Source organism: Neisseria flavescens, from assembly GCF_005221285.1.
Lineage (GTDB): Bacteria > Pseudomonadota > Gammaproteobacteria > Burkholderiales > Neisseriaceae > Neisseria > Neisseria flavescens.
In genome coordinates this window covers 1,768,571-1,781,784 of record NZ_CP039886.1, presented here as the reverse complement: position 1 = coordinate 1,781,784, position 13,214 = coordinate 1,768,571, and the positions used below count along the sequence as shown (strand labels likewise).

General features: G+C 46.1%; 17 protein-coding genes and 2 pseudogenes. 12 read left to right on the top strand and 7 right to left on the bottom strand.

Translation table 11 applies throughout. The features are described from left to right. Nucleotides 1-47: 47 nt before the first annotated feature. The gene (locus tag FAH67_RS09165) at nt 48-854 is read right to left on the bottom strand and encodes a DNA ligase (protein ID WP_039863588.1); all 807 of its coding nucleotides are present in this window, start codon (nt 852-854) and stop codon (nt 48-50) included. Nucleotides 855-964: 110 nt separating this feature from the next. Here FAH67_RS09165 and FAH67_RS09160 point away from each other — a divergent pair, with 110 nt between their 5' ends. The 4 genes from FAH67_RS09160 to FAH67_RS09145 all read left to right on the top strand — a co-directional run bounded on the left by FAH67_RS09160 (nt 965) and on the right by FAH67_RS09145 (nt 3,777). After that, entirely contained in the window at nt 965-1,603 is a 639-nt protein-coding gene (locus tag FAH67_RS09160) for an MBL fold metallo-hydrolase (protein ID WP_003679662.1), read from the top strand. A 459-nt stretch (nt 1,604-2,062) separates the two neighbouring features. After that, complete coding sequence (locus FAH67_RS09155; protein WP_039863590.1) at nt 2,063-2,572, top strand: outer membrane protein assembly factor BamE; 510 nt, start codon at nt 2,063-2,065, stop codon at nt 2,570-2,572. Between the two features lie 8 nt (nt 2,573-2,580). Then, nucleotides 2,581-3,009, top strand: coding sequence for a hypothetical protein (locus tag FAH67_RS09150; protein ID WP_003679668.1), 429 nt, complete (start codon nt 2,581-2,583; stop codon nt 3,007-3,009). A 303-nt stretch (nt 3,010-3,312) separates the two neighbouring features. Continuing rightward, nucleotides 3,313-3,777, top strand: coding sequence for a four-helix bundle copper-binding protein (locus tag FAH67_RS09145; protein WP_003679671.1), 465 nt, complete (start codon nt 3,313-3,315; stop codon nt 3,775-3,777). A gap of 30 nt (nt 3,778-3,807) precedes the next feature. Here the strand turns inward: FAH67_RS09145 and FAH67_RS11890 are convergent, their stop codons facing one another. The 3 genes from FAH67_RS11890 to FAH67_RS09130 form a co-directional block, all read right to left on the bottom strand. After that, nucleotides 3,808-4,290: an IS5 family transposase gene (locus FAH67_RS11890; RefSeq protein ID WP_112890727.1), complete on the bottom strand. Its 483-nt coding sequence runs from the start codon at nt 4,288-4,290 to the stop codon at nt 3,808-3,810. Nucleotides 4,291-4,307: 17 nt separating this feature from the next. Further along, on the bottom strand, nt 4,308-4,571 hold the full coding sequence (locus FAH67_RS11885; RefSeq protein ID WP_112890770.1) for a transposase: 264 nt from the start codon (nt 4,569-4,571) through the stop codon (nt 4,308-4,310). A gap of 88 nt (nt 4,572-4,659) precedes the next feature. Further along, nucleotides 4,660-5,193: an acyltransferase gene (locus FAH67_RS09130; RefSeq protein WP_003681849.1), complete on the bottom strand. Its 534-nt coding sequence runs from the start codon at nt 5,191-5,193 to the stop codon at nt 4,660-4,662. A gap of 281 nt (nt 5,194-5,474) precedes the next feature. Here FAH67_RS09130 and rpmE point away from each other — a divergent pair, with 281 nt between their 5' ends. Together rpmE and FAH67_RS09120 are read left to right on the top strand one after the other, a co-directional pair. Then, nucleotides 5,475-5,690 carry a 50S ribosomal protein L31 gene (rpmE, locus tag FAH67_RS09125; protein ID WP_003681847.1) on the top strand — a complete coding sequence of 72 codons (216 nt, stop codon included), beginning with the start codon at nt 5,475-5,477 and terminating at the stop codon, nt 5,688-5,690. Nucleotides 5,691-5,925: 235 nt separating this feature from the next. Then, nucleotides 5,926-7,584 carry an ArnT family glycosyltransferase gene (locus FAH67_RS09120; protein ID WP_003681843.1) on the top strand — a complete coding sequence of 553 codons (1,659 nt, stop codon included), beginning with the start codon at nt 5,926-5,928 and terminating at the stop codon, nt 7,582-7,584. 147 nt (nt 7,585-7,731) lie between these two features. Here the strand turns inward: FAH67_RS09120 and FAH67_RS12155 are convergent. From FAH67_RS12155 to FAH67_RS09105, 3 genes and pseudogenes are all read right to left on the bottom strand, one after another. Then, nucleotides 7,732-7,824: pseudogene (locus FAH67_RS12155) on the bottom strand (RHS repeat-associated core domain-containing protein); the annotation flags it as partial. A gap of 298 nt (nt 7,825-8,122) precedes the next feature. Beyond that, nucleotides 8,123-8,611, bottom strand: coding sequence for a hypothetical protein (locus FAH67_RS09110; protein ID WP_003681840.1), 489 nt, complete (start codon nt 8,609-8,611; stop codon nt 8,123-8,125). A 43-nt stretch (nt 8,612-8,654) separates the two neighbouring features. Continuing rightward, nucleotides 8,655-8,957 (bottom strand): polymorphic toxin type 15 domain-containing protein, encoded by a 303-nt coding sequence (locus FAH67_RS09105; RefSeq protein ID WP_003681838.1) that lies wholly within the window; start codon nt 8,955-8,957, stop codon nt 8,655-8,657. Between the two features lie 21 nt (nt 8,958-8,978). Between FAH67_RS09105 and FAH67_RS09100 the strand changes: the two genes are divergently transcribed. From FAH67_RS09100 to mlaE, 6 genes and pseudogenes are all read left to right on the top strand, one after another. Beyond that, nucleotides 8,979-9,866, top strand: a complete 888-nt coding sequence (locus FAH67_RS09100; RefSeq protein WP_003681836.1) for a hypothetical protein — start codon at nt 8,979-8,981, stop codon at nt 9,864-9,866. A 113-nt stretch (nt 9,867-9,979) separates the two neighbouring features. After that, nucleotides 9,980-10,456, top strand: a complete 477-nt coding sequence (locus FAH67_RS09095) for an SMI1/KNR4 family protein (RefSeq protein WP_003681834.1) — start codon at nt 9,980-9,982, stop codon at nt 10,454-10,456. Nucleotides 10,457-10,764: 308 nt separating this feature from the next. Further along, entirely contained in the window at nt 10,765-11,001 is a 237-nt protein-coding gene (locus tag FAH67_RS09090; RefSeq protein WP_003681829.1) for a YrhB domain-containing protein, read from the top strand. 118 nt (nt 11,002-11,119) lie between these two features. Further along, nucleotides 11,120-11,381, top strand: a pseudogene (locus FAH67_RS12335) (hypothetical protein); the annotation flags it as partial. Nucleotides 11,382-11,570: 189 nt separating this feature from the next. Then, nucleotides 11,571-12,371 carry an ABC transporter ATP-binding protein gene (locus FAH67_RS09080; protein WP_003681826.1) on the top strand — a complete coding sequence of 267 codons (801 nt, stop codon included), beginning with the start codon at nt 11,571-11,573 and terminating at the stop codon, nt 12,369-12,371. Between the two features lie 65 nt (nt 12,372-12,436). Further along, a complete protein-coding gene (mlaE, locus tag FAH67_RS09075; RefSeq protein ID WP_003681824.1) occupies nt 12,437-13,213 on the top strand; it encodes a lipid asymmetry maintenance ABC transporter permease subunit MlaE in 777 nt (258 codons plus the stop codon). Nucleotide 13,214 lies beyond the last annotated feature (1 nt).

Here is a 13,214-nt window from a genome sequence, read left to right as displayed (position 1 = left end):
TATTAAAGGCCGTCTGAAACCTATTTTCAGACGGCCTTTAATTTGTTTTATCGATCCGAACGCACCCTGACAAATGTTGCAAATTTCGGCGTTCCTTTTTGCGTAAAACCACGATAACGGTAAGTAATCAGTGCACCGATTTTCGGCGGATGGTCGCGGTCCTTATCCTTAAAACCGCTACCGATACGAAACTCGCCATATCGGTTTTTACACCCGACCGCACCCAAACGCCCGACATTGCGCCCTTTACCCTCATAATGACGCGTTACCGTACATTCATCATCATATTCACTTTTCAGCTTCAACAGCTGCCCATTTCTACCGCTTGCATAACGGGCTTCAGGTTGACGCAGCATCACACCTTCCCCACCCAGCGCTTCGACTTGTTTCAAAAAATCCAAAGCATGCTGTTTGTCGCGCACCTTGATTTGCGGAATAACCGTAAACCGTGCCGACGGGTGTGATTTCAGCCATTTCGAAGCCGTTTCCAGCCGCTGATATAGATTGCCCTGCGCCTGCGGCACATCAAAAACATGCAAGCGGATGCCGTCCCAATTTCCCGAGGCAGAACGCACCGTCGCGGAAATTTGCTCAAACCGCCCTCGTCCGCTGTACAACTCGCCATCCATCGGAAACGGCGGAAAACCTGCTGTAAAACCTTTGGGCGGTGTAAACACATAACCCTGACGACTGACCAGCTGCCTGCCGTCCCAATACGCGCGCACGCCATCCAACTTTTCACTCATGGCCCAACCGGCAATATCTTGATTTTTATATTCCTGCGCCAACAACAAATCTGCACCAAACGCCGCAGAGATGAAAGAAGCCGCAAAAATCGGTATCATGGTTCGCATTACATTATTCATAAGACACTTTTCCAGACTTGCTTTTTATTATATATACATAATAGCAAAAGGCCGTCTGAAACGTAAACAACGTTAATAAGCATTTCCTAGGAACACCCATGGCACTCCAATTTGAAATCAACGCCGTTACCCCCTTCCGTCAAAACTGCACGCTGATTTGGGATGACGAAACCAAAGAAGCCGTTTTGACCGATGTCGGTGGCGACGTACCCTATTTATTGCAGCAAGTCCAAAACAAAGGCCTCAAGCTGACCGCCATTTGGCTGACCCACGGCCATCTTGACCACGCAGGCGGCGTGGTTGAACTTTTGAAAACCTGCGACATACCCGTTCTCGGCCCGCACAAAGACGACGAATTCCTGCTCCAAGCCCTTCCGCAAACGACGGCGCAATACAGTTTCCCCGTTTCTCCGTCATTCACGCCGACACGCTGGTTGGAAGAAGGAGAATCGCTCAAGGTCGGCAACCACAGCTTCCAAGTCCTCCACATTCCCGGCCACACCCCCGGCCAAGTCGTTTTCTATAACGCCGAAAACGGTCTTTTAGTCGCAGGCGATGTTTTATTTTATGAGACCGTCGGTCGCACAGATTTTCCGCGCGGCAATCATGATGACCTCATAAACAATATCTGCACTAAACTATTAACCCTGCCCGAAACCACGCAAGTTATCGCCGGACACGGCCGCATGACCAGTATCGGGCATGAGAAAAGGTACAATCCGTTTCTGGTTCGTTAATATGAATGTTGTATAAAGCCAACATTCCGGCATACACAGATTATGCGTATAAAGGGAAACTGGCATACAATTTGCAGGGATAACACCCGAAAGATTAAGTACCTAATCTCCGGCAAATGCCAAAAAGAACTAAAGCACCAAGATAACAAGGCATTACGCAATACAACCTGATTTATCGAAAACCGGAAATCTCTAAACTCCAAGCCTTACTCGCAGTGAAATTATTACAAAGTGATAATAAATGTCAGTCAGGCCGTCTAAACGGTTCTGCCGATTCAGGCGGATACAACGGAGATGAGGCGCAATGCCCTGCCGGAATGTGCCGATGTTCTGTTTGTCAAACCGTCGGGTACATCTTTAAGAAGCACAACATTATTTGGGTAAACCGGCAAACTCGCTGCCGGCACTAACAGGCCGTCTGAAAAGTTCGGCCGGTAAAATCAATAAAAGGATTATCAAATGAAAAAAATCGCAAAAGTGGGCTTCGTCCTGCTGGCTACCGGCCTGCTGGCTGCCTGTGCTACTAAGAGCAAAATCACTCCTGAAGGCACTACAGACGAGCCACGCTTCCCTAAACCTTACTCCCTGACCTTCAACAACGATCGCGGTACATTCCCGACCTATGACGAATTGGACTTGATGCGTCCCGGCCTGACCAAAGACGACATCTACAAAATCTTGGGTCGCCCGCATTACAACGAAGGCATGTACGGCGTACGCGAATGGGATTACCTGTTCCACTTCTACACCCCGGGCGTAGGTGTTGACCCTGAAAACACTTCCGGCGTAGAAGGCGTTACCACCTGCCAATACAAAATTATTTTCGATAAAGACAAATTTGCCCGCAGCTTCTACTGGAATCCAGTATTCCCTAAAGATGCCGTATGTCCTCCTCCAGCACCTAAACAAGAGCCTCAAGTGATCATCCGCGAGATCATTAAAGAAGCTCCTAAACGCATCCGTCAATAAGGACAAATTTGAAACGGATCCTATTGGGTATAGCCTTGGCAGCAGGCCTGAATTCTTTGGCTGCTGCCGATGCTGTCAGCGACTATATCCAGCGTAAAAAAGTTGTGGTCAATACTGCTAAGGCGGAGCTTTGCTTTGCCGATGACGGTCAGTGCCATCCGGTACTGATTGGCAAGACCACACCGAAAGGCAAATTCAATATGACGCTGATGATGACCAGCAAACCGGGTTACGGTGGCGAAGTTATCGGCTTCAAAGAGGAAAATGACTTTCTGTTTGCGTTACATAGGGTATGGACGCTCAAGCCACAAGAAAGGCGCATGGAACGCATCGTCTCCCCTCATGTGGCCGACCGCATCATAACCAATGGTTGTATCAACGTACAAAGCCATGTGTACGAAAAACTGCGTCAGTACTTCATTTTAGAAATCATCTGATGTAGGCTTTAGTTTGAATAAAGGCCGTCTGAATATTTTTCAGACGGCCTTTTCTTTTTTATTGGCAAAAACCTTTATTGTTGGATATGCTGATACAGTCTTGGACAGCGCGGCAACTTTGTTGAAGCTGCTGATTCAGGAAAAGAAAACTCTATCAACCTAACGCGTAAATCTAAAAGAAAGGCTGCCTAAAAATTCAGGCAGCCTTTATTGTTTACAAACAAATAATATGTTAACCTATTGTTATCGAATAGATTTAATCATTCGTAATATCATTTCACAAAGCAAAAAGGACTCTATCTTATGAACCGTCGTCAATTTATCGGCAGCGCCGCTGCTGTCTCCCTCACCGCCGCCGCTTCTTTTGCCCGTGCTCACGACCATGCAGGCCATGCACACCACGCCGATCATGCTGGTCACGCGCATTCTGCACCGCGCGCCTATGAAGCTGCGCGCAAAGCAGCCGCACATTGCGTTGAAGCCGGCCAAATCTGTCTGGCACACTGCATCGCTCTGTTGAGCTCCGGCGATACTTCCATGAAAGACTGCGCAACCGGAGTTAACCAAATGTTGGCACTGTGCGGCACATTGCAAAACCTCGCCGCCCAAAATTCACGCCTGACTCCGTCTTTGGCAAAAGTGTGCATCGAAGCCTGCAAACAATGTTCTGCCGCCTGCAAAGAACATGCCGGCCACCACGCTGAATGCAAAGCCTGCTACGAATCTTGCTTGGCTTGTATTAAAGAATGCGAAAAAATTGCCGCTTAATCAATATTAAGAACCTGTATTCACAAACAACTATTTGATAAATTTTAATATTTGTGAAATATACCCTAGTTTGACAAAATTTTCAGCAGATAAATTCGTCTGCTCAAAATCTTTTGCCAAACGTCGAGACCAACCTAACCATGCAAACGTTCGTTCTACAATCCAACGCTTGGGCAGAATATGCCAAGAAATATCTTGAATTTTCTTTGAAATCTCAACAGTTAAACCCAATTGCTCCGATACTTCGCGCTCAAATGTATTCCGATAACCTGCGTCTGCACAGAAACCTTTTAAACCCGGATAGGTCTCAAACGCTTTTTTTGCTACAAAAATACCTGCTTTTGTGTCATGGATATTGGCTGCATGAACCACAACAGACAATAGGTTACCCAACGTATCAACAGCTATATGTCGCTTACGGCCTTTGATTTTTTTACCTCCGTCAAAACCTTTATCATGTGCGCCGGAAGCTGTTTTGACACTTTGCGAATCAATAATGGCATAAGTCGGCATCGCTTGTTTTTGATGGATTAAACGTTTTTTTGAACCAATGCCAAAAGAATCCTATCCCATAAGCCTGATTGGTTGGCTCTGCGATAGAAACTCCATACGGTCGGATAAGGTGGAAAATCATTGGGCAGCATACGCCATTGGCAACCTGTTTTGGTAATGTACAAAACGGCATTCACTAATTCACGTTTATCCCATTTGTAGTGGCGTAGCCGGTTAAAATGCGGCTCAATCGCTTGCCATTGGGCATCTGTTAAGTCTGTTGGGTAGGATTTTTTAGTCATAAAGATATTTTATCATTTTTGTGAATACAGGTTCTAAAAAAGACCGTCTGAATTTCAGACGGCCTTTTATTTTGCTGTTTTGTTTACGCTATTCGGCTGCAAGCTCTTGCTCATCCAGCAGTTTTTTCCGAACAATCGCAGGATTTCCCGCAACCACGCAATAAGGCGGCACATCTTTGGTAACCACCGAACCTGCGCCGATTACCGCGCCCTTACCGATGGTAACGCCGCCCATGATAATCACACGCCGACCAATCCAAACATTATCTTCAATCACAATCGGGCTGATATCTGTATAGCCTTCAAAGCGGCGGGTTTCAGGGTTGAATTTGTGGTTGGTCGAATAAAACAGGCATTCCGGCCCCATCATCACGTTCTTGCCGAGGGTCAAACCGCGGCAGATTTCGCAGTTTACGCCGATGCCCGAATTATCGCCGACTACCGTATCTGGAAAGACGTATCCGCCTTTTTCAATATTGACGTTTTTACCGATGTTTGGAGAAATGCACGCAGCCAAAGCAGCACGGAATTTTTGCGCACTTCTGCCGAATGGTTTGCAATAAGACGGAGGCAACATTCCTCCCCAAACACGCAAAATGCACGTCAATATCCTTTTCCACATTGATTCCGTCTCCTGTTCGTACAAGCGTAAATATTATTCAGACTATTATTCTTCTTAAAGTTTCACATCTAGAGGAGGTTTTACATCCTCTTTTCAGTTAGATCACAATCTGATCGCATAATATTTGGTTCGAAACTCTATTCTAAACTGTTCTCGTCTGTTGCGAAACTGCCCTACATACAAAATATCCTCTTGACGAAACAGCCAAAAATAGCGAAAATCCCACGCTTAACTGAAGTACAGGCAAAACCCCTGTGCCCGCTTAATCGAAAGGAAATCAAATGAAACAAGGTATTCACCCGAACTACCACGAAATCAACGTTACCTGCTCTTGCGGCAACAAATTCGTGACCAAATCCGCAATGGAAAAAGACAGCTTCAACGTTGAGGTTTGCTCTCTGTGCCACCCTTTCTACACCGGTACTCAAAAAATCGTCGACACTACCGGTCGTGTGGACAAATTCAACAACAAATTCGGCAACCTGTTCAAACGCTAATTGCCGCTTTGTCAAAAAGACTGCTTCGTGCAGTCTTTTTTGCATTCAGGCCGTCTGAAACATTTCTTTCAGACGGCCTGAGCTTTTTGTCGTCAACCGAATGCCATATCATTCCAAACACCCGATAAAAACGAGCCGTCAGCATTATTTTACAAAGCTCCCCGGTCCGACATATCGCGCAAACCCGTCAAACCCTGTACCATTGCTATTCAAACCAACCGTTTTTTGACCTTCCATGCTGACTTACACACCGCCCGATCCGCGCCGCCCCCAAAAAACCCATGAAAAACCATGGCTTCTGCTGCTGATGGCCTTTGCTTGGCTGTGGCCGGGCGTGTTCTCGCATGACTTGTGGAACCCTGCCGAACCCTCCCTCTTTACTGCCTCCGAATCCATGAAAAACGGCGGCAGCCTGTTGATTGCACAAATCTTCGGCCAACCCGACTTTACCATCTCCCCTGCTTTTTTGTGGGCGTCAACCGCATTCCAAACCCTGTTTTCGCCTTGGGCGGCCGATGCCTATGATGCCGCGCGTTTTGCCGGCGTGGTATTTACCGCCATCGGACTGACCGCCTGCGGTTTTGCCGGCTTCAACTTTCTCGGCAGACACCACGGCCGCAGCGTTGTCTTAATCCTTATCGGCAGCATCGGTTTGCTGCCCATCGCCCACTTCCTCAATCCCATGTCGGCCGATTTTGCCGCATTTGGATTGATTCTGTGCGGCTTTTCACTGGCACGCCGCCGCGTCATTATCGCCATTTTGCTGTTGTGCGGCGGCTGGGTTTTACTCTCCCTTTCTTCAGGCTACCTGCTGACCGCGGCCATGATGTTTTTGGCACTTGCCCTGTCGTTCCATTCTACTTGGCAAAGCAAACGCTATTTGCTGACCCTGATTGGCGCCATCGTCGTTTCCCTGCCCCTGCTGATTCTGTATCCGCTGGTTTTATCCAAAACCAATCCCGAATGGTTTGATATTTGGTTCAACCATTATTCCTTAGGCGTATTCGGTGGCTTCCATCAGATTCAGACGGCCTTCAACCTGCCCTATTATCTGAAAAACCTGCTGTGGTTTACCCTGCCTGCTTGGCCGCTGGCAGCATGGACGCTCAGCCGCACGCGTATCCACGATAAAAACTGGGGCATTCTGGGCCTGTCGTGGCTGGTTATCATGACAGCCCTGCTCGCCATCAACCCGCAACGCCTGCAAGACAACCTCGTTTGGCTGTTGCCGCCGCTTGCCCTGCTCGGCGCGGTACAACTGGACGGCCTGCGCCGCGGTGCGGCGGCATTTATCAACTGGTTCGATATCATGGCATTCGGTTTGATTGCCGTCTTCCTGTGGCTAGGCTTCTTCGCCATGAACTACGGCTGGCCTGCCAAGCTGGCCGAACGCGCCGCCTATTTCAGCCCATATTACATCCCCGACATCGACCCGATTCCGATGACCGTCGCCCTGCTGTTTACCCCGTTGTGGCTCTGGGCGATTACGCGTAAAAACATCCGCGGCCGCCAAGCCGTAACCAACTGGGCAGCTGGCGTTACCTTGGCCTGGGCCTTGCTGATGACCCTGTTTTTACCATGGCTCAACGCCGCCAAAAGCCATGCGCCGGTAGTACACCAAATGGAAGCCGCGCTTTCTTCCGAATTAAAACAGAAACTTTCAGACGGCCTCGAATGTATCAGCATCGACGGCCAAGACCAGCGCACACGCATCGCGTGGACACAATACAGCCATATTAAAACCACGACCGACAACCCGTCCTGCCGCTACCGCCTCATCCGCCAAGCCGCCAACATTGGCGCACCTTCGGGCTGGCAAACCTTGTGGCAAGGCGCAAGACCGCGCAACAAAACCGAGACTTTCCTATTGCTGGAAAAAACTGCAGCGCAATAAATCCGTGACACTAGCCATAAAGCTGAATATTCCTGCTGCATTCAAATAAAAGGCCGTCTGAAAGGACTTTTATCCTTTCAGACGGCCTTTGACTCACTTTAACACCGCTTCCCGTACAATGGCTCTTTTCCCTTATCTGCCTAAAAAATTGCCTGCGGGCTTTTTGATTTCGGCGCGGACGAGTTGGTTTTCTAAATCGTATTGGTAATATTGGTTTTCGCCGTCGGGCAGCTGGCGAAAGAACCAATGTTTCAGACGGCCTCAAAGAACGGATTGAGGCCGTCTGAAAAGCAGAAACCGCGTGTGCGCGTACCACACACACCCTAACATCAGAATTTGAAGGTTTCGTGCGGGGCTACGGCCTACTTTGAATGTGCAGGCTGCATTTGAACCGTTTTGGGGCTTTGAAAGCAGCCTGCACTTTTTCAGGTAGCCCGAAGGGGCTGCGGGGGCTGCAATTGCCCACCCTGTGTCGAGGCTGAAGGTTTTGTACAGGCTACGGTTTATTTGCAACAAACTAATGAATTGTGAATTTTTGTTAATTTATCCACATTTTTATATCTTCTCTATAAGAATCTATTTTTTCTAGTTCCTGAAAATACTCATCAGAACCATTGCTTCTATTTTCTTTTGTACATAATAACCTAATTAATGAAGATGTTAAGTCAATCATGTCCATATTTTGATATTCTTTATCTAACAATAAATCAGATATTTGTCTGAAATCATCTTTTCCTAAATCAAAAAACATTAACACCTGTGCCGCAATAGACAAGGTCATCTCTTCATTATCTAGGTAGCTTTCTACTATTAGTTTTACTATTTTATCTTTTGTTTCTCTATTATCATGCCTAAATCTAGATAAAAATTTTAATATTTCAACTTTTACAAATTCATCTACATTTGTAGAAAATAGCTCTCCTTCCAAATAATTCAAAAATTCCACAGATGGATTATCATTAAAATTATCAAGAAAATCTATTTTGCCATCATCATCTAAGTTTTTATAATGTTCTATGCTTACCATGTTTAAATTCCTTTAAATATAATGTTAAAAATATTAAATAAAGCTATTTTTTCAATTTCAATTGATACGTGATTTTAGTTGTTTCATCAGGCATTTTTAATATATCCCTGGCTATTCTATCTGCTTGCCCTTCCAAAATAGAGTTTATCCGTTTATCCCCTACCTTCGTTACATCCGTTGGTTTGCCTCCTGTCCTCATATCTGGTTCATGTAACCATGCCTTATAATCACCAGCAGGCCCTAATGTTTTGACAAAATTACGTCCTTCTTTTTCTACATCTTCGGTGTAGGCCCTAATTCTCGCTTTTAACCCAATCATACCCTCTTCTTGAATAATTTTATTCATAGCCTTTATTTGTCCTCTAATATGAAACCCAACCGCCTTTTGCCCCTTATCCTCTTATTGACCGCCCTCTCCGCCCATGCCAAAGATTTCATCATCTACGACCGCATAGACTATGTCGGCAAACCCGACCTGACCGCCGACAAACTCTCCAAGGTGTTCTTGATTTACGAAAGCGAGCTAGTCAAACCCGATCCGACGGGCAAACGCAAACACGGCGTACTCAACGAAACGCGTATCCGCGAATTGGCCAAACAATCGCGCCGCGCAGGCTACCGCACCATTTCTACCGACATCGAAAGCTGGTTTGCCGAAAAAGACGGACAGCTGCTGACACCTGACGAATTGAGAACCGACTTCGCACGGATGTACCAAATCTTCAGAGAAGAAAACCCGCGCGCCATCATCAGCAACTACGGCATGCCTTCCGAACACCTGCACGGCATCCGCCACTACCGCCCCAACGTTGACAACGAAACCATTTTGGCTAAATGGCAGCAAGTCAGCAAACGCCGTGCGCCCACCGCAGCTATCAGCTACTATGCCAATCCTGTGTTCTACATCACCTCCCCCGATTTGGTGCAATGGGAAAAAGACGTGAAAACCGCCGTTGACGACATCCATCAACGCTTTCCCAACAAAAAAATCATCGGCTACATCTGGCCGCAATATTATTCGGCCACCAACAGCCCCTATTTCAAACAGTTCATCGACCCCGTCCGCTGGCGCAAAATGCTCGAAATCAGCAAAAAATACACCGACGGCGTGATTATTTGGTCGGATAAGCGCGATGAAAACAACCAAATCGTGCGCTGGAACGATCCGCGCATCCAAGCCACGATGAAAGCGACTCAAGCCTTCATCAATGCCAATGCCAAAGAAATCAAGGTAGAAGGTTTGCAGAAATATTAAAAACAAGGCGGGCATGTTTGCCCACCTCTTTATAATATGCAGTTAATTCCTAATAGTACTCATAAAGCTGTTAGGCATACTGGTCAAAAATCGTTAAAGAAAGGTCAGTAAAAATGAGAAAACTATCAATATTATCAGATGAGGGATTGGTTCCAATAAGAACAATTCAACAATTTGCTGAAGATGTAGGGGTCGTTTTTCCTGTTTCATATGTATCACTTCTTAGTAAACATGATCATTTATACCCCAAAGAAAATATTTTCAATTTTATCAATCAATACGGTGAAAATGATGAAAGGGACATTTCATTTTTAGGGTATAAGCAAAATTTAGGCTATGAAGATATTTATAGCTATTCATGTATTGATGATGAATATGGGTATGCAAAAAAAGTGATTGCTTTTGGGATTTCAGCTAATGGCGATTATATCTGTTTTGATTACAGAAAATGCAATAAAAATCCATGTATCATTCTGATGTATCATGATGATTTTTATGAAGATGAGAATGGAGATACAAAAATGGTAACTAGCCATATTGCAGATAGTTTTGATGCCTTTTTAGATATGCTATATGAACTTTTAGATTAAGTGTGTAGGTTGAGTTGAAAACCCAACTAAATTAAAAAGATCGTCTGAAATCAGCAAGCCGTAGCCCATATGAAACCTAAACTCAACAGGTAGGATGTGTGCGGAACGCACGTATTCGCTTCTCAAGGTTTGAGCTGAGAGGCTGTCTAAAAACAGAAAAACCGTTTCAGACGGCCTTTGTTTAACACAACCGATCCAGCTCGGGCCATAAAGTGCAGTTGTTCCAAAAGGCATATTGATAGGCAAATACAAAAAGGAGAAAAAGTCAATTTTACTACCTTTAAACATTTTCAATTTGGAGTATTGCCATGATAATTACTTATCAAGAAGCAAAGAAAATTGCAGTATCTTTTTTAAGTCAAATAGAGCAAGAAATAGGAATGTCATTATTAATAGTTGAATCTCATGTACGAGAAAATGATGATGGGTGGTTTTTCCCATATCAGTCAAAAGAATATTTAGAAACAATGGATATAAACAAATCTATTATTGGAAATTGGCCTATATTTGTTTCGAAAAATGGAGAAATTCCTTCTATTCGTTGATTTTAGCTCATTAGCTAAGTCCGTATCCCACTAAATTTGAAACTATATGGATGAAAATAGACTCATAACGGGGGAAATATATGGGCCAATTAGGACGCTTTAGGCACAGGGAAAAATAATAAAATTAACGAAATATCCTTATAACTTTATAAGAGAGTTAGAAGACTATTTAATAAAAACCTATAAAAAATATATTATTCCACAAGAGAGAGTAAAGGAGATTTATCGATATTTTATTCTTTCTTTTTACAAAGAATTCAATATAGATATTGGATTAGCTGTTTCCTGTCTAAGCGCCCCCAAAAAAGTATTGATATTTGATGATAAAAATATTTTTATTAGATTTGATTCAGTTGTTTTTTTGTATTTCTATACAAAATATACCTACACAGCCGTCTGTATGTTTGACACAACACGCGATAAAACGACTGTAGCACCAACGCTTCTGCATTCTTTCACACGTTTTTACCCGTTATTCCTAAGCGCAGGCCGTCTGAAAATTGCCCGAATATCCAATACCCTTTACAATACCCGTAATTAAAATACATTTTTCGACACCCCTCTCCTGCATGAGTTCCACACCCTTCATCGAAATGAAAGACGTTGCCTTCGCATATGGCGACCGTCCTATTCTGAACAACATCAACTTCAGCATTCCACAAGGCAATTTCGCCGCCGTAATGGGTGGTTCGGGCAGCGGTAAAACCACGCTGATGCGCCTGATTACGGGTCAAATTCACCCGCAATCGGGCAAAGTGCTGATTGAAGGGCGCGATTTGGCCGCATTTTCAGCGCAGGAGCTGTACGAACACCGCCGCCGCATGGGCGTTTTATTCCAACACGGCGCATTGTTCACCGACTTATCCGTCTTCGACAACATCGCCTTCCCCATGCGCGAGCTGACGGATTTGCCCGAAGCGGTCATCCGCGATTTGGTGGTGCTGAAACTGAATGCAGTCGGTTTGCGCGGTGTTGAAAACCTGATGCCTTCGGAGCTTTCCGGCGGTATGTCGCGCCGCGTCGCCCTCGCGCGTACAATTGCGCTCGACCCTGAAATCATGTTGTATGACGAACCTTTCACCGGCCTCGACCCGATTTCGCTGGGCGTCATCGCCCACCTCATCAGCCGTGCCAACAAAGCCCTGCGCTCAACCAGCGTCATGGTAACGCATGATATTGAAAGATCATTGGAAATTGTCGATCAAGTCATTTTCTTGGCACACGGCGAAATCATGTTCTCCGGCTCGCCCAAAGAAATGCGCGAACTCGACTCGCCTTGGGTACGCCAGTTTGTCGGCGGCTTGGCAGACGGCCCTGTTGCATACCGCTATCCGGCGCAAACGACTTTAAAACAAGACTTGCTGGGCTGATGTTCAGACGGCCTGAATTTTAAACAAGGCCGTCTGAAAACCATTTAACCAATCAACTGAAACCTATGAATTTTATCCGTTCCGTCGGGGCAAAAACCCTCGGCTTCATCCAATCGCTGGGCAGCATTACGCTGTTTTTCCTGCACATCCTGGCCAAATCAGGTACGGCGTTTACCCGTCCGCGCCTGAGCATCCGCCAGGTTTACTTTGCAGGCGTGTTGTCTGTCCTGATTGTTGCCGTGTCCGGCCTGTTTGTCGGCATGGTATTGGGCTTGCAAGGCTATACGCAGCTGGCAAAATTCAAATCCGCCGATGTTTTGGGTTATATGGTTGCCGCTTCCCTGTTGCGCGAATTGGGTCCCGTATTGGCGGCTATTCTGTTTGCCAGCAGCGCGGGCGGTGCCATGACCAGCGAAATCGGCTTGATGAAAACCACCGAGCAGCTTGAAGCAATGAACGTGATGGCGGTCGACCCTGTGGCACGCGTGGTTGCACCGCGCTTTTGGGCGGGCGTGTTTTCCATGCCTTTGCTGGCTTCGATTTTCAACGTTGCCGGCATTTACGGCGCGTATTTGGTCGGCGTCGAATGGCTGGGTTTGGACGGCGGTATTTTCTGGTCGCAAATGCAAAACAACATTACCTTCCATTACGACGTACTCAACGGCTTAATCAAATCCGCCGCTTTCGGCGTAGCCGTTACGCTGATCGCCGTACATCAGGGCTTCCACTGCGTATCGACTTCCGAAGGTATTTTGCGCGCCAGTACACGCACCGTAGTGTCTTCCTCCCTGACTATCCTCGCTGTCGACTTCATGTTGACCGCGTGGATGTTTACCGACTAAA

Bases quoted from the DNA above. Each gene is read 5' to 3' on its own strand.
- FAH67_RS11885 (WP_112890770.1), bottom strand. From the start codon at position 4,571: ATGACTAAAAAATCCTACCCAACAGACTTAACAGATGCCCAATGGCAA.
- FAH67_RS09105 (WP_003681838.1), bottom strand. From the start codon at position 8,957: ATGAATAAAATTATTCAAGAAGAGGGTATGATTGGGTTAAAAGCGAGA.
- FAH67_RS09130 (WP_003681849.1), bottom strand. From the start codon at position 5,193: ATGTGGAAAAGGATATTGACGTGCATTTTGCGTGTTTGGGGAGGAATG.
- FAH67_RS09165 (WP_039863588.1), bottom strand. From the start codon at position 854: ATGCGAACCATGATACCGATTTTTGCGGCTTCTTTCATCTCTGCGGCG.
- FAH67_RS09120 (WP_003681843.1), top strand. From the start codon at position 5,926: ATGCTGACTTACACACCGCCCGATCCGCGCCGCCCCCAAAAAACCCAT.
- FAH67_RS09160 (WP_003679662.1), top strand. From the start codon at position 965: ATGGCACTCCAATTTGAAATCAACGCCGTTACCCCCTTCCGTCAAAAC.
- rpmE (WP_003681847.1), top strand. From the start codon at position 5,475: ATGAAACAAGGTATTCACCCGAACTACCACGAAATCAACGTTACCTGC.
- FAH67_RS09080 (WP_003681826.1), top strand. From the start codon at position 11,571: ATGAGTTCCACACCCTTCATCGAAATGAAAGACGTTGCCTTCGCATAT.
- FAH67_RS09110 (WP_003681840.1), bottom strand. From the start codon at position 8,611: ATGGTAAGCATAGAACATTATAAAAACTTAGATGATGATGGCAAAATA.
- FAH67_RS11890 (WP_112890727.1), bottom strand. From the start codon at position 4,290: ATGCCGACTTATGCCATTATTGATTCGCAAAGTGTCAAAACAGCTTCC.
- FAH67_RS09090 (WP_003681829.1), top strand. From the start codon at position 10,765: ATGATAATTACTTATCAAGAAGCAAAGAAAATTGCAGTATCTTTTTTA.
- mlaE (WP_003681824.1), top strand. From the start codon at position 12,437: ATGAATTTTATCCGTTCCGTCGGGGCAAAAACCCTCGGCTTCATCCAA.
- FAH67_RS09145 (WP_003679671.1), top strand. From the start codon at position 3,313: ATGAACCGTCGTCAATTTATCGGCAGCGCCGCTGCTGTCTCCCTCACC.
- FAH67_RS09095 (WP_003681834.1), top strand. From the start codon at position 9,980: ATGAGAAAACTATCAATATTATCAGATGAGGGATTGGTTCCAATAAGA.
- FAH67_RS09155 (WP_039863590.1), top strand. From the start codon at position 2,063: ATGAAAAAAATCGCAAAAGTGGGCTTCGTCCTGCTGGCTACCGGCCTG.
- FAH67_RS09100 (WP_003681836.1), top strand. From the start codon at position 8,979: ATGAAACCCAACCGCCTTTTGCCCCTTATCCTCTTATTGACCGCCCTC.